Raw genomic sequence first — 20771 nt, 5'->3', positions numbered from 1 at the left:
AGTACACATAATAATGACGCTCATAAGAGCGCGTAACCGATGATAAAGCCTGAACCATTGCGGAACTTGTTATTTTAAAACGAGTAAGTTTGAAAGAACTCCGCCGGAACTCAAGCCCTAACTATTTGAAAGTAATGTCGCTATGAACAATGTAAAACGAGTAGAAATACTTGAGCGTTTAAGAGAAAACAATCCCAAGCCAGAAACTGAGCTTAACTGGAACAGTCCTTTCGAGTTGCTGATCGCCGTGCTCTTATCTGCGCAGGCAACCGATGTCAGCGTCAACAAAGCCACTGATAAGCTTTACCCTGTGGCTAATACTCCACAGGCTATTTTCGACCTAGGTGTCGATGGCCTAAAAGAGTACATCAAGACCATCGGTCTGTTTAATTCGAAAGCAGAAAACACCATCAAAACGTGTCGTATGCTGCTTGACCTACATAATGGGGAAGTACCGGAAGATCGCGCTGCATTAGAAGCCCTTCCAGGCGTTGGTCGTAAAACAGCAAACGTAGTGTTAAATACTGCATTCGGTTGGCCAACCATTGCCGTTGATACTCACATCTATCGCGTATCAAACCGCACTAAGCTCGCCATGGGTAAAACCGTCGATGATGTCGAAGCAAAGCTACTTAAAGTTATCCCAAAAGAATTCAAACTGGATGTCCACCATTGGCTCATTCTTCATGGACGTTACACCTGTGTTGCGCGTAAACCACGCTGTGGCAGTTGTATCATTGAAGACCTGTGTGAGTTCAAAGAGAAGACGGACGTCTAGGCTCATAAACTGTTAACCCTAAGCGAAAGAAGCTAACAAGCCTATTGGCCAAAAAGCGCCGCGTTTATCTAGCGGCATAAAACAGAATTACAAAAACGTATACATAATTAAAGCTAGGAGCAAATCATGTCAAACGGTCGTATTTTACACACCATGCTGCGCGTGGGTGATCTAGACAAGTCTATCGAGTTCTATACCAATGTAATGGGCATGCAGCTATTACGTAAGAACGAAAACAAAGAGTACGAATACACGCTGGCTTTCGTTGGCTTTGGTGACGAATCTCAAGGTGCTGTGATTGAGCTGACTTACAACTGGGGTACCACTGAATATGACCTTGGCTCAGCTTTTGGTCACGTTGCTATCGGTGTTGATGACATCTACACAACGTGTGATGCAATTAAAGCAGCAGGCGGTAATGTAACGCGTGAAGCTGGCCCTGTAAAAGGCGGCTCTACTCACATCGCATTCGTTAAAGATCCTGACGGTTACATGATTGAGCTAATTCAGAACAAACAAGCAAGCGCAGGTCTAGAAGGTTAATTCCTCAACCTCTATACGAAGTTGGGCTTGAACGCCTGATGAAATGAAAAAAAGAAGCGAGCACTGTGCTCGCTTCTTTTTTATCACTCTCACCATAATCGATATTCTCTACCAATTATTCTTAACAATCTCATTGATGAAACTTTACATGATAATGATTATCATTTAAATTAACCACCTATTGATTAGTGAGGTAATACAATGATTAGCGAATGGGAAAAACACACGTTACTTGCCGATACTGCATTGCAGCTCGACGATCCTGTACGAAGTATTCTTCACTATCAGCAAGCACTGAACTTGAGCGAAGAAATCACTGAGCGTACCGATATTCAGGCTGACGAACGCCTACTGATCTCAGTGATCTCTTGCCACAATCTCGCACAATTCTGGCGATGGGCTGGTGATACCGAATACGAGCTCAAGTATCTTCAATTGGCTTCAGAAAAAGTGCTGACACTGATCCCGCAGTGCCCTAACACTCAATGTTCCAGCTTTATCGATTCTATTGGTTGCTGTAAGAAAGCGCTGATCGATTTCATGAAACGCCATCCCAATCCTAAAATTGCTTCTATGGTAGAAAAGATCGATACCGCGACCAACTGTGAAATGATCGCTCGTTTCCGCTTGAACTAAACGAGTTACGTTTAGACAATGGCTCCAAATTTTAAAGACAAAAAAGCCCGTCATTACGACGGGCTATCTGATTTCAAAACAAGCAATTATTCTGATTAAACCTGCGTACGACCTAAAGAGATAACAACGCGTCGGTTCTTGTCTTTACCAATTGGCGAATTGTTGTCTGCAATCGGGCGACGTTTACCATAGCCCTGAACTTGGATACGATCTTCTGGCAAGCCTAAAGATTTGAAGTACTCTCTTAACGATTCCGCTCTGCGCTCTGAAAGGTTTTGGCTAATACCTTTGCTGTCGACAGAATCGGTGTACGTTGCCACCAGCACAAGATCGATGTCTTGGTTATAGCGAACGTAATCGGCGATCTGGCTCAGCCTTTTGCGCGACGACTTGTTCAGCTGATCACTATTACGGTCGTAGTGCAAAATAGTGAAAGAGATATCTTCAAAGCTGTAAGGCAACAGGTTAGCAACACAGTCACTGAACACATTGTATTTTTCTTGGAATAACACCGACGACAGCGACACTTCGATTCGCTGATCTCGGCTCTGCCACTCTTGGTAACTGAATGTCGGGTAGCGACCTTTCTCCAACTCACTCAAAATCCCCCAAGCTGTTTGACCACCGACGTAGCCATCAAATTGTTGGAAGAACTTAATGGTTGTCATGCGATCAGCACTTTCACCCGGACGCCAAGGTGGCGGCATCGAAATCAAGCTGACATTACGCGTAGCACCCATTGGGCGACGCATTTTAAGCTCAAAGTCCAAAATGATTTTTTTACTCGCGCGAGATGAGAACTCAGCATCACCAAAATTTGGGATAGGGTGAACCAAGCGGCATTCGAGTGGCGTGTTGGCCACCATCTCCCACTTTGACTGTTGAGGAGATGCTCCATAACGCTTTTCTTGTGCCATTACTGGTAACGACATAAGTAGCGAAAATAGCATTGAACCTGTTATGAGTTGTTTCTTCATAAAGTGGAGTATCTCTTAAGCAATTCGTTTAACAATGCAGCCAATTGCCGCATTTTTCTCTCACGTTTAAATATGCAATTATCAAGCCGCAATGGATTAGGTAATTTATGATTTATTGCCCTTCCCTAGTTTTTATCACTGCTATTATCTGCAATAATGCAGCCTTAATCACACTTATTTGGGCTAACATGACTGTAGAAAACGAAGCTCTGACCCTAAAAAAACGCTTTCGTGGCTATTTTCCAGTGGTCATCGACGTGGAAACCGCAGGGTTTAACGCTGAAACCGATGCATTATTAGAAATCTGTGCCATTACATTAAAAATGGATGAGAACGGAGATCTGCACCCTGCATCAACGCTTCATTTTCACATTGAGCCTTTTGAAGGCGCAAATATAGAGCAGGCAGCATTAGACTTTAACGGAATTAAAGACCCATTTAGCCCATTACGTGGTGCTGTGTCGGAACAAGAAGCCCTTAAAGAAATCTACAAGCTAGTGAGAAAAGAACAAAAAGCATCAGATTGCAGTCGTGCAATCATGGTTGCTCACAACGCTACATTCGATTTGAACTTCGTTAATGCAGCAAGTGAGCGCTGTAAGCTTAAACGCGTCCCTTTCCATCCATTTGCTACTTTTGACACTGCAGCTCTTAGTGGTCTTGCCTACGGTCAAACCGTTTTGGCTAAAGCTTGCCGCACTGCAGGGATGGAATTTGACAACAAAGAAGCACACTCTGCTTTGTATGATACGCAAAAAACCACAGAGTTATTTTGCGGCATTGTAAACAAATGGAAAGCCCTTGGTGGTTGGCCTCTTGTTGACGAAGAATAAAAAATAGAGTCGGTAAACGTTCACTCGTATTGCCTTCATAAAAAACACAACATCCCGAGAATAATATGAATCCTGTTGTAATTTCAGTTTGCATCATGCTTGTTTTAGCTTTGATGCGCGTAAACGTAGTCGTTGCTCTCACGTTCAGCGCAATTATCGGTGGCGTAGCCTCTGGTATGGGCTTGAACGACGCAGTCGCGGCTTTCGAAAGTGGATTAGGTGGTGGTGCAACTATCGCACTTAGCTACGCTATGCTTGGTACATTCGCTGTTGCTATCTCACGTTCTGGTATCACTGACCTGCTTGCTCAAAGCGTCATTAAGCGCATTCACGGTAAAGAGAACAGTGCAGCATCTAATGGTCTAAAATATGGCATCCTAGCGTCTTTGATCCTAGTGACCATGTCTTCGCAAAATGTAATCCCTGTACATATCGCCTTTATCCCAATCTTAATCCCACCTCTATTAGGCGTATTCGCAAAAATGAACCTAGACCGTCGTCTGGTTGCGTGTGTGCTGACTTTTGGTCTGATTACACCTTACATGGTGTTACCGATTGGTTTTGGTGGCATCTTCCTAAACAACATCCTGCTAAAAAACCTTCACGACAACGGTCTTGAAAACGTAGTAGCAAGCCAAGTACCAATGGCGATGTTGTTACCGGCTGCAGGCATGATCTTTGGCCTTCTTACGGCCGTGTTCTTTACTTACCGTAAGCCACGTCAATACAAAGAAACGTCTCATACTGTTGTTTCAACCGAAGTGAAAGAGATCAACAAGAAGCACATCCTAGTGGCTGCTGCTGGTATTGTTGCTGCGCTAACGGTTCAGCTATCGACAGGTTCTATGATCATCGGTGCATTGGCTGGTTTCATGGTATTCACCTTCGGTGGTGTAATCGCTTGGAAAGAGACACACGATGTCTTCACCAAGGGTGTTCACATGATGGCAATGATCGGTTTCATCATGATTGCAGCGGCAGGTTTTGCAGCGGTAATGAAGCAAACAGGTGGCGTTGAGTCTCTGGTTGAAGCGCTTTCAACAAGCATTGGTGACAACAAACCTCTAGCGGCATTGCTTATGCTAATCGTTGGCCTGTTGGTAACAATGGGTATCGGCTCTTCGTTCTCTACGATTCCAATCCTTGCGACTATCTACGTTCCACTAGCAGCAGCATTTGGCTTCTCGCCAATGGCAACCATCGCTCTAGTTGGTACAGCTGCAGCACTCGGTGATGCGGGCTCTCCGGCTTCTGACTCAACATTAGGTCCAACGTCTGGTCTAAATGCTGATGGTCAACACGAGCACGTTTGGGAAACCGTTGTACCGACATTCCTGCACTACAACATCCCACTGATCGTATTCGGTTGGATTGCAGCCATGGTTCTGTAATTAGGTTCTGTAGTTAAAGAGTCCTACGCTCACTTTTATAAAGACCGCCTCGTGCGGTCTTTTTTGTTCCTGGGATTCATTCCACTCTTCCTTCCTCTCACTCTCACTCTCACCCTCAATGAACCGGCAACGCCAAACAAAAAAGGCTTACTCTAATGAGTAAGCCTTGGACATAATTTACGTTAATACAGACAGCTCTAGCTGAATTATGCAGCGGGAGCGTTATTCACCAATACTTCGCGAATAGACTTAAGCGTCGCTTCCGTTGAATGGTAATCCAGTTCTACTGCCGTAAAAATACCATTTACTTCAAGCATTAACGTCGGGTAAGAATGCACACCGATCGCTTCTTTAAAGCCTAACTGGTCATCTAATTCGCTTTCCAATAACTTACTAGAAAGATCATTTTCAAACTGTTGTACATTCATCCCTAGCTCTTCAGCTAACTGCAAATGCGTTTCTTGACTGTGTGGCAACATCGCACGAAGGTAGTAAGCGTGTTGAATTGCTTCAAGCATCGCTTCGTAATGGTCTTGAAAACCAGCAGCGATCACGGCACGACAAGCAGGGTAAGTGCTACGAACTGGTTGGCATTCAGTCCAAAATTCGTGGTTGAACTCAGTACCCAACTTAGCTTCAATCTGCTTCCAGATAGCTTGCAGCTTACCTTTCATCTCTTCTGACATTGGATCTTCAGAATCAGGGGCCAAACCACCGACTACGTAGTTAAACTCAATACTCGCAGGTAGCTGCTGTTTTAAGAGTTCTAATGTTGGCTTATAACCCCAGCACCAACTGCACATTGGGTCATGCACATAATGAAGTTTTACGTCCATTGTTCATTCCTTATCGAGTCTTTCAAACCATTCAAACAAAAAAGGAGCCTCATTAAGGGCCCCTTCCATTCAATATTTAAGCGCAAAGGCTTAAAGCTTACTCAGCGTCGTCGCCAGCTACTTTTGCAGCCGCTTCTTTAACGATTGGCTGAAGTTCGCCTTTTTGGAACATCTCAAGAATGATGTCACAACCACCGATCAGCTCACCGTCAACCCAAAGTTGTGGGAACGTTGGCCATTGTGCGTAAGCTGGAAGCTCTGCACGGATGTCAGGGTTTTGTAGGATATCTACGTAAGCAAATTTTTCACCACATGCCATTAGAGCTTGAGATGCTTGAGAAGAAAAACCACAGCTTGGCAGCTTAGGAGAACCTTTCATGTAAAGTAGAATGGTGTTTTCTTCAATTTGCTGTTTGATTTTATCGATAGTTTCCATTGCTTCCTCGTTAATGGATTACGGCTTTTATTGCCTTTATTCTACCCCAAACCAAAAGAATAAAAACCATATAAAAAAAGCGGTTTACGAGCTAAGCTAACAATTCACACAAAAGTGATGAATTAAGCTTTTAATAAAGTAAAAACTTGCTAAACTATATCGCAAGTCAGCAAATTGACCATGGTTGGCTGTAAAGCGAACCATGAATAATAATATCACTGGAAGCAATCGAAAGAGTTAACTCTTTCATATCAATGGAGAATTGAGCAATGGCATTTGAACTACCGGCTCTTCCTTACGCGAAAGACGCGCTAGAACCACACATCTCAGCAGAAACGCTAGATTTCCACCACGGTAAGCACCACAACACTTACGTTGTTAAGCTAAACGGTCTTATCCCAGGTACTGAGTTTGAAGGCAAAACACTAGAAGAGATCGTTAAGACTTCTACTGGTGGTGTTTTCAATAACGCTGCTCAAATCTGGAACCACACGTTCTACTGGCACTGTCTTGCTCCTAAAGCAGGCGGCGAACCAACTGGCGCTGTTGCAGAAGCTATCAACGCTGCATTCGGTTCTTTCGAAGAATTCAAAGCGAAATTCACTGATTCAGCAATCAACAACTTCGGTTCTTCTTGGACTTGGTTAGTTAAGAAAGCTGACGGTTCTCTAGACATCGTTAACACTTCTAACGCTGCTACTCCTCTAACAGAAGAAGGTGTTACTCCACTTCTAACTGTTGACCTATGGGAACACGCTTACTACATCGATTTCCGCAATGTTCGCCCTGACTACATGGCTGCATTCTGGAACCTAGTAAACTGGTCTTTCGTAGAAGAGAACCTAGCTAAGTAATTATTACTTACGCTGCGCTATTTATAGCGAGTTATCTATTGAAAGCTCATGCCTCGGCGTGAGCTTTTTTGTATCTGTCGTATTCCACAAAATCTAGAACTTTCTTAGCCTATTAACCTATTAACCAGTTAGCCTATTGACCAGTTAGCCTATTGACCAGTTAGCCAGTTAGCCAGTTAGCCAAGAGAGCTTACTTCTCGACCAACTCCTAGCACTCTTCCCCACCCTGCATAAATTCTCTATTTGCCTGTAATTAAACACTAAAGTTTGCCGACTCCATGCCGTTAAAGGTGTATCCAATGAGAGGCAGCATGCAAATACATACTTTAGACAAAGCAGGAATCATCAACGAACTGAAGTTCGGCATCGGGATCAGCCAAGCGGTTGAGCAAGGTCGCCGTGCGGATTTCGCGTTGCTGTTGTCTATGTTTTCTAATGACGTTCGTGATTGCACGCCGATTGACACCATTGAAGTCACAGAGACAACTGAAGATCGCCTGCGTAAACACTTCGGCGTTGCAGAACCGCAGCAGCTGCGTTCGAACCAATCTTCGTATGAGATTTCAGCTCAGCAATCTAATCATTTTCATCAAGCTAGCCTTGCCAGCGCAAAACTCAGCCATTACTTGAAACCGGAAGCGCTTGCCTTCATGCCTGAAGATACAGCCAACTTACCCGAAGAGGTTTACCAAAACCTTTCTGGTCATGACCGACGTAAATTGGCAAACAAACAGGTACCTGATTTGCCACTTGCTACCCTCTACAATGAACTATCAACTGCCCAGCGTCAGTACCAAATACAAGCTCAAGTATAGCGGTCACCTACTTTTCCTCTTTTTCGCTCTCTATCCACTGTTATTCTTGATTAGTTCGCCGCATTTCAAATCATTCACATGCGTGATATGAACCACCAGCCTTGGGTGAACATGAAATACGAGTTGTCGATTACTACTTGAAGTTACTGCGAAATGTGAGCTGCCACTAAGTTCATAAAAACTTATCAATTGGCACGCCTTAGTTTGAACCTCTTCACACCCATTGTATGAAATTTAACCCATCCTTATCCGACATGGACGATTTATTTAGGTGCTGGGATGGAAATAAAAAGCTCAATCATATTGGTGACATCTGCAGGCTCGCAACTCGGAGGGACGATTGCGAACCACTTTGTTAACCTGGGAGCCACAGTCATCCTTTGTGATAAAGACACGGAAGCACTTCAAGCGACCTATTTACAATGTGCTCGTTTTTCTGACTCGGTTTACCACTACACGCTCAAAAGTAATGACAACCAAGCAATTCTCAGCGTGTTTGATTTTATTCAAACCACCTTCAACACTACGCCCGATGTACTGGTCAATAATTGGATAAGCTCCCCGATGCCAAGCCTAATTGGCGATCAACCTGTCAGTAGCTTTATCAATGATCTTTCTTCTATGGCTACGACTCTTTTCGCATTTGGGCAAATCAGTGCCGAGAGATTGCGAGAGGAGGATAAAGAAGGCGTTATTGTGAATGTGATCTCTCACGATGACTTCCATGACGTGTCCGGCTTAGAAAGTGCGAACTCAATGATTACTGGCTTTACCCATAGCTGGGCCAAAGAACTGACTCCATTTGGTATTCGAGTCGGCGGTGTTGTCCCGGCAATCCATAACTCCGATGGCAAGCTCAACCGATGCCACTGGGCTCAGCTGCAAGATGAACTGACCAGAACAACGGAATACATCGTCTCTAATGATTACTTTAGTGGGCGAGTGGTCGCTGCTGAGGTTTAGTTCTTCCCCGATGCCAAGCACATTTGAGCCATTCATTTCTAATCGAGTGACATTACTCTAGCCTTTCAAGCCGCGTAGATCAGGCAACAAACATAAAAAAAGCCCCAGTCTCTCGACTAGGGCTTTGATCTTTTCCCGATAGATAAGGTTCGTGCTAGCGAAAACTTATCTCAAAACTAATGCTTACTTATTACGCGTTAGCTTTTTCTTTTTTAGCTTTTGGCGCTTTCGCGTCAGCTGGCTTTTGGTCAGCTTTCTTAAGAATCACTGTAGTGCCTTCGAAAGTTTCACCTTCAACGTAAGGAGTACCGAAGTAAGACGTTGTTAGTACTTCTTTTAGCTCAGTGATTAGTGGGTAACGTGGGTTAGCACCGGTACACTGGTCATCGAACGCTTCAACAGCTAGCTCGTCTAGTTTAGCAATGAAGTCAGACTCGTTAACACCCGCAGCTTGGATTGATAGTGGGATGTCTAGGTCGTTCTTAAGCTCTTCTAACCAAGTTAGTAGACGTTCAATCTTCTGAGCAGTACGGTCACCAGCTTGGCTTAGGCCTAGGTGGTCAGCAACTTCAGCGTAACGACGACGTGCTTGTGGGCGGTCGTACTGAGAGAATGCAGTTTGCTTCGTTGGGTTATCGTTCGCGTTGTAACGTACAACGTTTGAGATAAGTAGTGCGTTAGCAAGACCGTGTGGTAGGTGGAACTCAGCACCAATTTTGTGAGCCATTGAGTGACACACACCTAGGAATGCGTTCGCAAAGGCAATACCAGCAATCGTTGCAGCGTTGTGTACTTTCTCACGAGCGATTGGGTCTGCTGAACCGTTTTTGTAGCTTGATGGTAGGTATTCTTTAAGCATCTTAAGAGCTTGTAGAGCTTGACCATCAGAGTATTCGTTCGCAAGAACTGATACGTAAGCTTCAAGAGCGTGAGTTACGGCATCGTAACCACCGAACGCTGTTAGAGACTTAGGCATGTTCATTACTAGGTTAGCATCAACAACAGCCATGTTTGGCGTGATTTCGTAATCCGCTAGTGGGTATTTAGCACCAGTCTTGTCGTCAGTAACAACGGCGAAAGGCGTAACTTCTGAACCCGTACCTGAAGTTGTAGTGATACATACAAGCTCAGCTTTTTTACCCATTTTAGGGAACTTGTAGATACGTTTACGGATATCCATAAAGCGCATTGCAAGTTCTTCGAAGTGAGTTTCTGGGTGCTCGTACATAACCCACATGATCTTAGCAGCATCCATTGGAGAACCGCCACCTAGAGCAAGGATTACGTCAGGCTGGAAGCTCTTCATTGCTTCAGCGCCTTTCTCAACAACAGACAATGTTGGATCCGCTTCTACATCGAAGAATACTTGAACTTCAATACCTTGAGATTTCAGGATTTGTACTACGTCATCTGCGTAACCGTTGTTGAACAAGAAACGGTCAGTTACTAGGAATGCGCGTTTCTTACCTTCTAGGTCGCTCATTGCGATTGGAAGGCTGCCACGACGGAAGTAGATAGACTTAGGTAGTTTGTGCCACAACATATTTTCAGCTCGCTTCGCTACAGTTTTCTTGTTGATAAGGTGCTTAGGACCTACGTTCTCAGAGATAGAGTTACCACCCCATGAACCACAACCAAGAGTTAGAGAAGGTGCAACGTTGAAGTTGTACAGGTCACCGATACCACCGTGAGTAGTAGGGATGTTGATTAGGATACGAGCCGTCTTCATCTTGTCACCGAAGTAACGAATACGATCTGCGTTTACGTCTTGGTTAGTGTAAAGACCAGACGTGTGACCGATACCACCGATTTCAACCATCGTTACCGCTTGAGCAACAGCATCTTCGAAATCGTCTGCGCGGAATAGACCTAGAGTTGGAGACAGTTTCTCGTGAGCGAATTCGTCATCGTAAGAAACTTTACCAAGACCTTCACCTACAAGAACTTTAGTATCAGCAGGAACTTTAACACCCGCCATTTCAGCGATTGCTGGAGCAGGTTGACCTACGATTTTAGCGTTTAGGTTGCCGTCGATAAGAAGAACTTTACGTACTTTGTCTGCGTCAGTTTTAGATAGAACGTGAGCTTTGTGAGAAGCAAAACGCTCTTTAACTTCGTCATATACTTCGCTAACTACGATTGCAGCTTGCTCAGAAGCACATACTACGCCGTTATCGAATGTTTTAGACATAAGAATAGATGCTACAGCACGTTTGATGTCAGCTGTTTCATCGATAACTACAGGAACGTTACCAGCACCAACACCGATAGCAGGCTTACCAGAAGAGTATGCTGCTTTAACCATGCCTGGACCACCAGTAGCTAGGATAAGCGCGATACCGTCGTGCTTCATAAGCGCGTTAGAAAGCTCTACAGATGGTTGGTCGATCCAACCGATGATGTCTTTTGGTGCGCCCGCTTTAACAGCCGCATCTAAAACAAGTTTAGCAGCGTCGTTAGTAGAGTTCTTTGCACGTGGGTGTGGCGAGAAGATGATGCCGTTACGTGTCTTAAGAGAGATTAGAGATTTGAAGATTGCTGTAGAAGTTGGGTTCGTTGTTGGAACGATACCACAGATGATACCTACAGGCTCAGCGATAGTCATTGTGCCTAGGCTGTCATCTTCTTCTAAGATGCCACATGTTTTTTCGTCTTTGTATTTGTTGTAGATAAATTCAGATGCAAAGTGGTTTTTGATAACCTTATCTTCAACAATACCCATTCCAGATTCAGCAACTGCTTGTTGTGCAAGTGGGATACGAGCGTGGTTAGCAGCAAGAGAAGCTGCACGGAAGATTGCGTCTACTTTCTCTTGAGAGAATGTTGCAAATTCTTCTTGTGCTGCTTTAACGCGAGCTACTAGAGCATCAAGTTCCGCTAAGTTAGTTACAGGCATGGTGGATCTCCTAAAATAATAAATATTAAAAACTTTTTATTAAATTCGCTGCTTGCTTTTAACCTTAAACATCAGCGTTCTTAGTAAATTGCTTTCAGGACTGAGTATATTATTTCACTGTGTGAAAAAAATTGACCCAGATCAGTTACCCAAAAAGAATTAACCAGAAAGTAGTAAGGCAATCGCAAAAATCAACTTAAGAGCATGATTTACATAGATTAAAATCACACTTTTCGTTAGCGCAAAAAACAAGCAAACAGACAACTTTTTTCTACATAGCGTCATAAACTGTAAAAAAGTTTCATTTTTAGTCCGTTAAATTACATGTATACAGCTATATTCGTGCTACTGAGAGTATATCCATACCGTTGCAGCGGCTAGATTCTGACATAATTTTTATTAAATTCGTGCGATGGTTAACAGTTACTCAATAACAAGTTACAAAATGAAACACTAACAACTAGCTTTCAACAAGGCGAATACAAAAGTGAGATTCAATTAGTTTTTCTAAAAAAAATCCCCTATTTCAGGTTAGTTTTTTTCATTCGTGCAAATTCAGTTTGTCCCTTACATTACGCGCTCTGACTATTCACAGATCAACACTTCTACTTTAAGTACGCTAACTGGAGACCGCTCTCATGCAAGGCTTAGAACTCGCAATTTTTATGCAATTCTTCCTTGGGCTTGTTGCTGCCGTAAACCCTATCGGCATCATGCCTGTTTTTGTTTCTCTTACTGCTCATATGCCGCCAGAAGAGAGGAACAGGACAGCCTTACAAGCAAACATTGCTGTTGCCGTTATCCTGATTGTGTCGCTTGTTGCGGGGCAAATGCTGCTTGATATGTTTAGCATCTCGCTAGATTCATTTCGTGTTGCAGGTGGTTTGCTATTGCTGAGCATCGCATTTTCGATGATGAGCGGTAAGCTCGGTGAAGATAAACAGAACAAACAAGAGAAATCTGAATACATAAGCAAAGAGCAAATCGGAGTTGTTCCACTGGCTATGCCGCTAATGGCGGGTCCGGGTGCAATCAGCTCGACCATTGTTTATGGGTCTCGCTATCCAGCAGCCATTGATACCGTAGGCATCGGCATTAGTATCATCGCGTTTGCAACATGCTCTTGGCTTCTGTTCCGTTCAGCGCCAGTTATCGTTCGCTTTTTAGGTCAAACGGGTATCAACGTGATCACTCGTATCATGGGCTTGATTCTTGGCGCATTGGGCATCGAGTTCATCGCCAATGGCCTACGTAATCTGTTCCCAGGTTTGGCATAACGTTTAACGGCATTTCGGTTGCTCTATAAAGGGCAACAATATTGAAATATAGATGAGGCGAGTAAAGCAATTGGGCTTTCACTCGCCTCGTTATTATGAAGCTTGTATAATGATTGTTAATGCATTTAACAGAAGATGAATCTTTCCTTATGTCACGCAAGCCACTCAAGCATCATTTGTACGTCATTATCTTTGGTACTCACACGCCAGCCGGACGTGCATTTGATATCTCTCTGATCGTTGCAATCTTGGCTTCGCTGTTGGTTCTGATCTTAGAGTCCATACCTAATGTGATGACCGAATGGTCACAGCAGCTGCGTTATATCGAATACACCTTTACAGCCCTCTTTACTCTCGAGTATTTGTTGAGACTTTATTGCTCTCCAAAACCTAAATCCTACGCCACCAGCTTTTACGGTGTCGTTGACCTATTGGCGATTCTTCCAACCTACCTAGCGATCATCTTCCCAGGCGCTTCATTTATGGGTGTAGTGAGACTGCTGCGTGTGATGCGTATCTTCCGAATCCTAAAACTGGTTCGCTACCTGCAAGATTCCAATATCTTGTTGCGCTCACTGTTGATGGCACGACGAAAGATACTGATCTTTTTCAGTACAGTGGGTATCTTGGTCGTTATCTTCGGCGCTCTGATCTTTGTTATTGAAGGACCAGAAAATGGCTTCACCAGTATTCCCCACAGTATTTATTGGGCAATCGTAACCATCACCACGGTTGGCTACGGTGACATGATCCCCCAAACTGCGTTAGGTAAAGCGATCGCTTCACTTACCATGCTATTGGGTTACTCTATCCTAGCCGTCCCAACGGGTATCATTACCGCAGAACTCAGTAATGAAATGAACTCACACAAAGAGTTGGTTAAATGCCCGAACTGCAACCGAGCAGGCCATGATTCGGATGCCATGTATTGCAAACACTGTGCGAGTGAATTGGCAGACCCAGACAAGCGTGTCGTCACCGACGAAACAGAATAAAAACAAAAAAAGAGCCCCTAAAGAGCTCTTTTACTTTATTAACTAACCTAACTATTCATTAACAGCATCATTAACAGCCGTCTGTGAAGACCTCTACTTTATAGTCATCGTTCGCTTCCATCGCAGCCGTGTATTCCACGTAGCATTGCGTATTCTTGATAGCGGTATTGAAATCATCACCCACCATATCCTTTAGATACTCAGATCGAGTGATAACCCAAATGTCAGGGGTTTGCACTGAGCCATTATTATGCGCTGCCCATGTCCACTCAGTAGTCAGGTCATGAAACCCTGAATCAATCGCTAAAAAGTTTTCCATTCCCCCCTTTTCAACCGCGGGGTAACCAAACTTCACTCGCCCATACTCAGGAATCAAATATGATTCTTGGTCTTCCATACCTTCCACGGCGGCTTTTTCAAACGCCAAATCAGCCGCAGTATGGACAGATGCTCCCAATCCTTCAATAACCGAAGCCCTTGCATCATGTTGTATGTTTAAAAACCTAGGTGCTGCAACAACCGCTAAAACACCAATAATGACGATAACAACAATCAACTCGATAAGAGTAAAACCTTTAAGGTTTGCTTTCATTTTCTAGCTCCAACTTTAAGACGCACGAAAGGTAAGGTTTTAAAGTCAGGCTTCTGTCATCAGAAACAAAAAAAGCGCCCTAAGGCGCTTCTTCGTTAATTATTCTCAAAAATGAGGCAGTTACGCTTTCTCAGCAAGGATAATGCGCAAAGTACGACGTAGTGGTTCTGCAGCACCCCAAAGTAATTGGTCACCGACAGTGAACGCGTTCAGGAAGTCGTTACCCATCGACATCTTACGCAGACGACCAACTGGTACAGACATAGTGCCTGTTACTTTCGCTGGCGTTAGCTCCTGTGCCGTGATGTCACGGTCATTAGGAACCACTTTAACCCAATCATTGTGCGTCGCGATGATCTCTTCGATCTCGTCCATTGGCACGTCTTGCTTAAGCTTGATTGTTAGTGCTTGAGCATGACAACGCATTGCACCGATTCGTACACAAGTACCATCAATCGGGATTGGCTGACCATCTAGGCCAAGAATCTTGTTCGCTTCAACACCTGCTTTCCATTCTTCTTTGCTTTGACCATTTTCACGCTTCACATCGATCCAAGGGATTAGTGAGCCCGCAAGCGGAGCACCAAATTGGTCTGTTGGGAATGAAGATGAACGAATGGTATCAGCGACTTTTTTATCAATATCAAGGATGGAACTTGAAGGGTTTGCTAGCTCTGAACTTACGCTATCGTTGATCACACCCATTTGTGAGATCAGTTCACGCATGTTCTTAGCACCTGCACCAGAAGCCGCTTGGTAAGTCATGGCACTCATCCACTCGACCATGCCTTTCTCGTAAAGGCCACCCAAAGCCATAAGCATTAAGCTCACAGTACAGTTACCACCAACGAAAGTGTTAGTACCGCCGTGAATGCCTTGCTGAATTTGAGCCAAGTTAACAGGATCAAGAGTGATGATTGAATCAGCGTCCATACGTAAGGTAGAAGCCGCATCAATCCAGTAACCTTTCCAACCTGCTTGACGCAATGCTGGGTATACTTTTGATGTGTAATCGCCACCTTGACAGGTAATCACAGCATCAAGCTGTTTTAGGCTATCAATATCAAAGGCGTCTTGAAGTAGACCCGCATCTTTACCACCTAGAACAGGGGCAGGAATACCAATCTGAGATGTGCTGTAATAAACAGGCTCAATCAAGTCGAAGTCTTTCTCTTCAACCATACGTTGCATTAGTACAGAACCAACCATACCGCGCCAACCAACTAGACCTACTCTCATCGCTCACTCTCCATGTATAAATTAAAAATTGCTCTCCCCCATCTATAAGTTTTTCAGAAACAGAACTCAAGCGCTTTTTGTCAAAAAGTGTAACTTTTTCGTTTCTTTTAAGTGAACGTAATGAATCGTGCAGTTATCTCTGTATCGACATTCAATGTCTACACCATTGTTAAAGCACCCATTATCGTCAGATTCAAACATTTACATCGCCAAAACCGCTTGAATCGACACCCATCACAAACAGTAAATCCCTCTTTTAAACCAAGGTTAATCAGAATTATATTTTACAAAACGAAAACAACGTGCGACAAACTTCAACATGTAACAATCATGAATTTAACAAAATTTCAGATTATGAAACCACAATTGATTGAGTTAGCAGTCAAATATCACAACTTGGGCGTATTTTTTCGATATAATAAACTAATTACTGTAGTGTCCGTTTTGCACCACACACTATAACGAAGCACTATAAATGCTCGAATTAACAAGAGGCTTTTATGAAGCAGAGTAAAACTCGCCTACCGAACCTATTACAGGTATTCATCGCGTTAGGACTATTTCTATCCCTTGCTTTTTCCTTTACAGCAAAGCTTGACCTTCCAATTCAACTTGCCTTGTATATTGGTTGGTTCATTATCATGGTTCTTGGTATTCGTCTTGGCCACGAATACAAAGACTTAGAAAAAGCAGCACTCAAAGGAATATCCAATGGCTTAGGCGCAGTTTTAATACTTTTAGCCGTTGGCGCTCTTGTTGGTACTTGGATCTCAGGCGGGATCGTACCTACTATCATTTACTATGGTCTGAAAGCTATCCATCCTTCTATCTTCCTTTTAGCGACCATGATCATCTGTTCTCTAACCGCATTGGCGACCGGTACGTCTTGGGGTGCTGCGGGTACTGCAGGCATCGCGATGATGGGTATTGGCCAAGGCTTAGGTGTTCCAGCACCAATTACAGCGGGTGCGGTGCTATCAGGTTGTTACTTCGGTGACAAGATGTCTCCACTTTCTGATTCAGTGATTCTGGCTTCTTCAATGTCTGGTGTCGAAGTGGTTGAACACATCAAGGGTATGCTGCCTGTTGCGCTAATCAGCTACATTATTACTGGCATCATGTTTACTGCGTTTGGTTTCCACTACGCAGGTAATGTTGACATGAGCCAAGTAGATTCTGTCATCAAAGCAATGGAAGTTCAGTTCTACATCACGCCTTACTCATTCGTTCCAGTACTGATCGTGCTTGGCCTGTTGGCTTTCCGTATGCCTTCATTCCCAGTAATCAGCTTTGGTTCTCTGCTAGGTATTATCTGGGCAGTCATGATCCAAGAGATCGATTTCCTAACGGCATTCAACACTGCTTGGGCACCGTTCTCTATCTCATCTGGCGTAGAATTCATTGATTCAATTCTTAACCGTGGCGGCATGTCTTCAATGCTTGGTTCGGTTGCGGTTATCGTATTTGGTCTAGGTTTTGGTGGCTTACTGGATAAAGTGGGCGTACTAGAGACAATTGCTAAAGTGTTTGAGCGCCGCGTAAACAGCGCAGGTTCACTAGCAACGAGCACAATTGGTACGGCTTTCATGGGTAACGTGTTCGGTTCTGCGATGTACGTATCGTTAATCCTTACGCCAAAAATCTGTGCGAAGAACTACGACCGTTTGGGCTACAAACGTAAGAACCTATCTCGTAATGCTGAGTTTGGTGGCACGTTAACCTCAGGCATGGTTCCTTGGAGTGATAACGGTATCTACATGGCGAGTATTCTAGGCGTTGCAACGCTATCTTACGCACCGTTCATGTGGCTAAGCTTCATCTGTATCATCGTGACTATCGTGACCTCTTACATGGGTTGGTTCGTTGATAAGTGTGAACCAACAGCGCCTGCGTTTGAAGCTGAAGAAGCGACAGAGTTAAGCAAGCAGCAAGCGTAAGTCATTAAAACGTTAATCATTTAAATACAAAAAGAGCGCCCTAGAGCGCTCTTTTTTGATCTACATAGTTACTGAATTAGTAATTTACTTATTTGTTGGCGGTTCGCTTACCCAACCAGTAACCGATGCCTAACGGTGCAAAGAACACCACTAAGATAAACAGAATGAAGTAGATAATCACACTTTTGATTAACTCCATCAGCTTATCAATCGCCAGTACCACCACCTCTTGAGATACGCGGTCAAGGTCTTGCGTAAACAACTCCCTTTCTGAAGTCACGATACCTGCAATCTCAATGCGCTCTTTCGCAATCATCTCTACCAGAGCTTCTCTTTCGCGTGTCACCATTTTTTCTAACGCCACACGCTCTTCAGTGAGCATCGCTAATTTCTGGTCTGTCTTGTCGCTAAGATCGTTGAGTAGAGGCTGCATTTCTGTCGACATAATAGAAGCCAGTGTTTGCATGTACTCAGGGTTGTTCTCGATGAAGTCTTGCATGCTTGCTGACGTTTGACGAAGACTTTCTAATGTCATAGATAGGTCTTCACCCGTTAGCGAGCTGTTTAACGCAACCAGCTCCGCTTTCCAAGACATTAGTTTAGGCGCCTGGTCAGCCATCAAACTTAAACGATCGGATGCGTCACTCATTGCTTCTGGCATAGTGCCTAAGCTCTGGACAATTTGCGACTCGTCTTTACCTAGGTAGCTCAGCCATTCACGGTAAGCAGGTGTGCTTCTGAATGTGAGGTCTTTAAATGGGTGGCTAGCAGCAAACTGCGCAACGAACACTTTGCTGTTCTTGAAATCACTGGAGCTCAATACACCCTTTGCCAGTTTTTCTGCTTCTTGATCAAGAAAACGAGCAGTCTCTACCGCATCATCCGTCGCGAACAGATACGCGCCATCGCCTTGGCGATAAAACTGATTCATTTGGGCAGTGAACACCCACGAGTCGATTAAGGCAGACATCGGTGAAGCTTGATAAGCCGCTTGCTGTAAGCCCTGCTCCGCATGGATCTTCCAAAGCAAGACGTAAGATTGATGTAAGGTGTCATCAGCAGGATAAGATTGAGCAATGAGATCGGCTGAGTCTTCTACTCGCATAAAAAACATCTTGGCGTATTCACGCGTCATGATTCGAGCATTCAGCTCTTGTTGAGTGAGAGGCGTCGTCTGAGTATCTAACTTAACTTCTAATAGAGAACAACCACTTAGCACAATACTAAGCACCAACACCATCCAACGTCGACTCGAAAATCGTGACATGTAAACCTCTGACAAAGACTAAGGGCGCGGATTGTATGAGCACTTCGTCAGAGTATTGTCAAAATTCCTACAAAAGTTAACGCTGCTTATCTAAATATTCAAACGCAGCATCTATAGAGGCTTTTATTGCCGCCTCTAGTTCTTCTAAATCGTGTTCACTGATCGCTCTCGACTGTTTCATTGTCATTTCAATGGTTGCTGCAATGATCGCTAATCGAGACGCTTTGATACTGCCAGCGACACCTTTTAAGCTATGTACAATACGAGCAGCAGAGGTTTCATCTTTAGTGAGAAGAGATTTGAACTTCGTGTAATCATCAGCGTGATCTTGTACAAAAACACCAAGTAGCAATTCGACAGACTCAGCATCACCATCAAGCGTTTCTAGCATGTCTTCAATATCAATCGCAGGCTTTGAATCAGTGACACTTGCGATGTGTTTCTCTGCCACTGGAGCTTCCTCAGTGTTCTGCTGAACAATTTTCTGGCTTGTTACGTTAACGCCCTCTTGAGGTTGAAGGTCGGGATGTTTACTTGGTGGCGTAATCTCCAATACGGAAGAGTCATCACTTGGTTGCTTCACCGCAGAGAGAGCATTTTCCTTACTTGAAGCGGTTACTGGTTCAGGACTCAGTTCTGTGTCTGCTTGTTGAATCAATTTTCTCGATCTAACGCCCCACAACACTAATGTGATCATCGTTACCAAGCTTAAACCTAGCATCACTAGCAATAGGTTAAACTGACGGTCATGGAACTCAGCTTCAAGTTTAATGATCTGTTCGTTCACCGAGTTTTTCTTGATTTTATCGACTAAATAATTGAGCTGAGCGTAATCACTCAACAACGCTGAGGCATCAGCCAATAACTGTTGCAGTGCGTCTTGCTCTTCAGTTTTTAATGAATATGATTTTTCTAGAATGGAATCAAACGCACGATAAGTCGCTGACGAGCTTTGATTGTCAGAATACATCGCTTCAAAGACAACAACGCCGAATTCATTGAGTAGCGGTTTTAGTTTAGGGGAAAGCTCTTTATCAGCGCGCAGTATCTTAATATTGTCAACGATGTCTTGAACCTGACTTTCTATCGGGATGAACTCATCAAACTTTTCTAGGAACTGATCGGCTACGTAAAGCAGTTGATTCACATCAGGGCGAAACAAGGCGTGTTGAAAATCAGATTCAATCTGCAGTCGGATCGAATAAACCAACTGAGCATCAAGTGCTAACTCATTGATACGAGAGACTCGCAGCGGCTCAGAGAAATAAAGCGATTGCCTCAATTCATTGACGCGAATGCCGAGTTCTTCAATTTGAGCAAGAGAATTGGTGTAGGAACGGCTTAGATTAAGGAGAGCCAATGAAGGAAGTAGCCACAGAGCCAAGAGCACAACCAAGAAAGTGGCCGGTTTTTTAAAGCGTTTGGGCTTTGCTACTGATTGTTCCATCTATATTCCTTGTGCGTGTTAACTTGAAGCCATGACACTTGCTAAAAGACTAAGCACAA

At 43.9% G+C, this 20771-nt stretch carries 19 protein-coding genes; 11 read left to right on the top strand and 8 right to left on the bottom strand.

Going from position 1 to position 20771, the window contains the following annotated elements:
• The first annotated feature begins 142 nt into the window (after positions 1-142).
• The 3 genes from nth to AACU28_RS13530 all read left to right on the top strand — a co-directional run bounded on the left by nth (position 143) and on the right by AACU28_RS13530 (position 1957).
• Positions 143-778, top strand: a complete 636-nt coding sequence (gene nth / locus AACU28_RS13540) for an endonuclease III (RefSeq protein ID WP_010437137.1) — start codon at positions 143-145, stop codon at positions 776-778.
• Positions 779-904: 126 nt separating this feature from the next.
• On the top strand, positions 905-1321 hold the full coding sequence (gloA, locus tag AACU28_RS13535) for a lactoylglutathione lyase (RefSeq protein ID WP_004734046.1): 417 nt from the start codon (positions 905-907) through the stop codon (positions 1319-1321).
• Between the two features lie 201 nt (positions 1322-1522).
• Positions 1523-1957, top strand: a complete 435-nt coding sequence (locus tag AACU28_RS13530; protein WP_004734047.1) for a DUF2753 domain-containing protein — start codon at positions 1523-1525, stop codon at positions 1955-1957.
• 95 nt (positions 1958-2052) lie between these two features.
• On the opposite strand, the gene motY is transcribed toward AACU28_RS13530, so the two are convergent.
• Positions 2053-2934, bottom strand: coding sequence for a flagellar protein MotY (motY, locus tag AACU28_RS13525; protein WP_017080932.1), 882 nt, complete (start codon positions 2932-2934; stop codon positions 2053-2055).
• 188 nt (positions 2935-3122) lie between these two features.
• On the opposite strand from motY, the gene rnt reads away from it, so the two are divergent.
• Together rnt and AACU28_RS13515 are read left to right on the top strand one after the other, a co-directional pair.
• Positions 3123-3767, top strand: a complete 645-nt coding sequence (rnt, locus tag AACU28_RS13520) for a ribonuclease T (RefSeq protein ID WP_017061178.1) — start codon at positions 3123-3125, stop codon at positions 3765-3767.
• A 65-nt stretch (positions 3768-3832) separates the two neighbouring features.
• The gene (locus AACU28_RS13515) at positions 3833-5158 is read left to right on the top strand and encodes a Na+/H+ antiporter family protein (protein WP_017084039.1); all 1326 of its coding nucleotides are present in this window, start codon (positions 3833-3835) and stop codon (positions 5156-5158) included.
• A 206-nt stretch (positions 5159-5364) separates the two neighbouring features.
• Here the strand turns inward: AACU28_RS13515 and AACU28_RS13510 are convergent, their stop codons facing one another.
• Together AACU28_RS13510 and AACU28_RS13505 are read right to left on the bottom strand one after the other, a co-directional pair.
• Positions 5365-5994 (bottom strand): DsbA family protein, encoded by a 630-nt coding sequence (locus AACU28_RS13510; protein ID WP_017079304.1) that lies wholly within the window; start codon positions 5992-5994, stop codon positions 5365-5367.
• Positions 5995-6091: 97 nt separating this feature from the next.
• Complete coding sequence (locus AACU28_RS13505) at positions 6092-6430, bottom strand: Grx4 family monothiol glutaredoxin (protein WP_017076187.1); 339 nt, start codon at positions 6428-6430, stop codon at positions 6092-6094.
• 269 nt (positions 6431-6699) lie between these two features.
• Between AACU28_RS13505 and sodB the strand changes: the two genes are divergently transcribed.
• The 3 genes from sodB (at position 6700) to AACU28_RS13490 (ending at position 9062) form a co-directional block, all read left to right on the top strand.
• A complete protein-coding gene (gene sodB, locus AACU28_RS13500) occupies positions 6700-7284 on the top strand; it encodes a superoxide dismutase [Fe] (protein WP_004734050.1) in 585 nt (194 codons plus the stop codon).
• Between the two features lie 311 nt (positions 7285-7595).
• Positions 7596-8099, top strand: a complete 504-nt coding sequence (locus AACU28_RS13495; RefSeq protein ID WP_280544625.1) for a VC2046/SO_2500 family protein — start codon at positions 7596-7598, stop codon at positions 8097-8099.
• A 279-nt stretch (positions 8100-8378) separates the two neighbouring features.
• Positions 8379-9062, top strand: coding sequence for an SDR family oxidoreductase (locus AACU28_RS13490; RefSeq protein WP_004734052.1), 684 nt, complete (start codon positions 8379-8381; stop codon positions 9060-9062).
• A gap of 190 nt (positions 9063-9252) precedes the next feature.
• On the opposite strand, the gene adhE is transcribed toward AACU28_RS13490, so the two are convergent.
• Entirely contained in the window at positions 9253-11958 is a 2706-nt protein-coding gene (gene adhE / locus AACU28_RS13485; protein WP_017084041.1) for a bifunctional acetaldehyde-CoA/alcohol dehydrogenase, read from the bottom strand.
• 638 nt (positions 11959-12596) lie between these two features.
• Between adhE and AACU28_RS13480 the strand changes: the two genes are divergently transcribed.
• Positions 12597-13235, top strand: coding sequence for a YchE family NAAT transporter (locus AACU28_RS13480; RefSeq protein WP_004734056.1), 639 nt, complete (start codon positions 12597-12599; stop codon positions 13233-13235).
• Positions 13236-13384: 149 nt separating this feature from the next.
• Complete coding sequence (locus AACU28_RS13475) at positions 13385-14230, top strand: ion transporter (protein ID WP_029224605.1); 846 nt, start codon at positions 13385-13387, stop codon at positions 14228-14230.
• 70 nt (positions 14231-14300) lie between these two features.
• Here AACU28_RS13475 and AACU28_RS13470 read toward each other — a convergent pair whose 3' ends face one another.
• Entirely contained in the window at positions 14301-14822 is a 522-nt protein-coding gene (locus tag AACU28_RS13470) for a prepilin-type N-terminal cleavage/methylation domain-containing protein (protein ID WP_102560685.1), read from the bottom strand.
• A gap of 120 nt (positions 14823-14942) precedes the next feature.
• Complete coding sequence (asd, locus tag AACU28_RS13465; RefSeq protein WP_017079532.1) at positions 14943-16061, bottom strand: aspartate-semialdehyde dehydrogenase; 1119 nt, start codon at positions 16059-16061, stop codon at positions 14943-14945.
• A gap of 500 nt (positions 16062-16561) precedes the next feature.
• On the opposite strand from asd, the gene nhaC reads away from it, so the two are divergent.
• Entirely contained in the window at positions 16562-17998 is a 1437-nt protein-coding gene (gene nhaC, locus AACU28_RS13460; RefSeq protein ID WP_004734059.1) for a Na+/H+ antiporter NhaC, read from the top strand.
• An 88-nt stretch (positions 17999-18086) separates the two neighbouring features.
• On the opposite strand, the gene AACU28_RS13455 is transcribed toward nhaC, so the two are convergent.
• Positions 18087-19265: a chemotaxis protein gene (locus AACU28_RS13455; RefSeq protein ID WP_121603065.1), complete on the bottom strand. Its 1179-nt coding sequence runs from the start codon at positions 19263-19265 to the stop codon at positions 18087-18089.
• Positions 19266-19341: 76 nt separating this feature from the next.
• Entirely contained in the window at positions 19342-20712 is a 1371-nt protein-coding gene (locus tag AACU28_RS13450; RefSeq protein WP_121603064.1) for an Hpt domain-containing protein, read from the bottom strand.
• Positions 20713-20771: the final 59 nt, after the last annotated feature.

It is taken from the genome of Vibrio sp. SBT000027 (assembly GCF_963894355.1).
Taxonomy (GTDB): domain Bacteria; phylum Pseudomonadota; class Gammaproteobacteria; order Enterobacterales; family Vibrionaceae; genus Vibrio; species Vibrio splendidus.
The sequence above is the reverse complement of the archived record's forward strand: the minus strand, read 5'-3'. Positions and strand labels throughout refer to the sequence as shown.

What these genes read in the sequence shown, in the direction of transcription:
- AACU28_RS13495 (WP_280544625.1), top strand. Translation starts at nt 7,596, where the DNA reads ATGCAAATACATACTTTAGACAAAGCAGGAATCATCAACGAACTGAAG.
- asd (WP_017079532.1), bottom strand. Translation starts at nt 16,061, where the DNA reads ATGAGAGTAGGTCTAGTTGGTTGGCGCGGTATGGTTGGTTCTGTACTA.
- AACU28_RS13490 (WP_004734052.1), top strand. Translation starts at nt 8,379, where the DNA reads ATGGAAATAAAAAGCTCAATCATATTGGTGACATCTGCAGGCTCGCAA.
- rnt (WP_017061178.1), top strand. Translation starts at nt 3,123, where the DNA reads ATGACTGTAGAAAACGAAGCTCTGACCCTAAAAAAACGCTTTCGTGGC.
- AACU28_RS13455 (WP_121603065.1), bottom strand. Translation starts at nt 19,265, where the DNA reads ATGTCACGATTTTCGAGTCGACGTTGGATGGTGTTGGTGCTTAGTATT.
- gloA (WP_004734046.1), top strand. Translation starts at nt 905, where the DNA reads ATGTCAAACGGTCGTATTTTACACACCATGCTGCGCGTGGGTGATCTA.
- AACU28_RS13450 (WP_121603064.1), bottom strand. Translation starts at nt 20,712, where the DNA reads ATGGAACAATCAGTAGCAAAGCCCAAACGCTTTAAAAAACCGGCCACT.
- AACU28_RS13510 (WP_017079304.1), bottom strand. Translation starts at nt 5,994, where the DNA reads ATGGACGTAAAACTTCATTATGTGCATGACCCAATGTGCAGTTGGTGC.
- sodB (WP_004734050.1), top strand. Translation starts at nt 6,700, where the DNA reads ATGGCATTTGAACTACCGGCTCTTCCTTACGCGAAAGACGCGCTAGAA.
- AACU28_RS13505 (WP_017076187.1), bottom strand. Translation starts at nt 6,430, where the DNA reads ATGGAAACTATCGATAAAATCAAACAGCAAATTGAAGAAAACACCATT.
- AACU28_RS13470 (WP_102560685.1), bottom strand. Translation starts at nt 14,822, where the DNA reads ATGAAAGCAAACCTTAAAGGTTTTACTCTTATCGAGTTGATTGTTGTT.
- adhE (WP_017084041.1), bottom strand. Translation starts at nt 11,958, where the DNA reads ATGCCTGTAACTAACTTAGCGGAACTTGATGCTCTAGTAGCTCGCGTT.
- motY (WP_017080932.1), bottom strand. Translation starts at nt 2,934, where the DNA reads ATGAAGAAACAACTCATAACAGGTTCAATGCTATTTTCGCTACTTATG.
- nth (WP_010437137.1), top strand. Translation starts at nt 143, where the DNA reads ATGAACAATGTAAAACGAGTAGAAATACTTGAGCGTTTAAGAGAAAAC.
- AACU28_RS13515 (WP_017084039.1), top strand. Translation starts at nt 3,833, where the DNA reads ATGAATCCTGTTGTAATTTCAGTTTGCATCATGCTTGTTTTAGCTTTG.
- nhaC (WP_004734059.1), top strand. Translation starts at nt 16,562, where the DNA reads ATGAAGCAGAGTAAAACTCGCCTACCGAACCTATTACAGGTATTCATC.
- AACU28_RS13480 (WP_004734056.1), top strand. Translation starts at nt 12,597, where the DNA reads ATGCAAGGCTTAGAACTCGCAATTTTTATGCAATTCTTCCTTGGGCTT.
- AACU28_RS13530 (WP_004734047.1), top strand. Translation starts at nt 1,523, where the DNA reads ATGATTAGCGAATGGGAAAAACACACGTTACTTGCCGATACTGCATTG.
- AACU28_RS13475 (WP_029224605.1), top strand. Translation starts at nt 13,385, where the DNA reads ATGTCACGCAAGCCACTCAAGCATCATTTGTACGTCATTATCTTTGGT.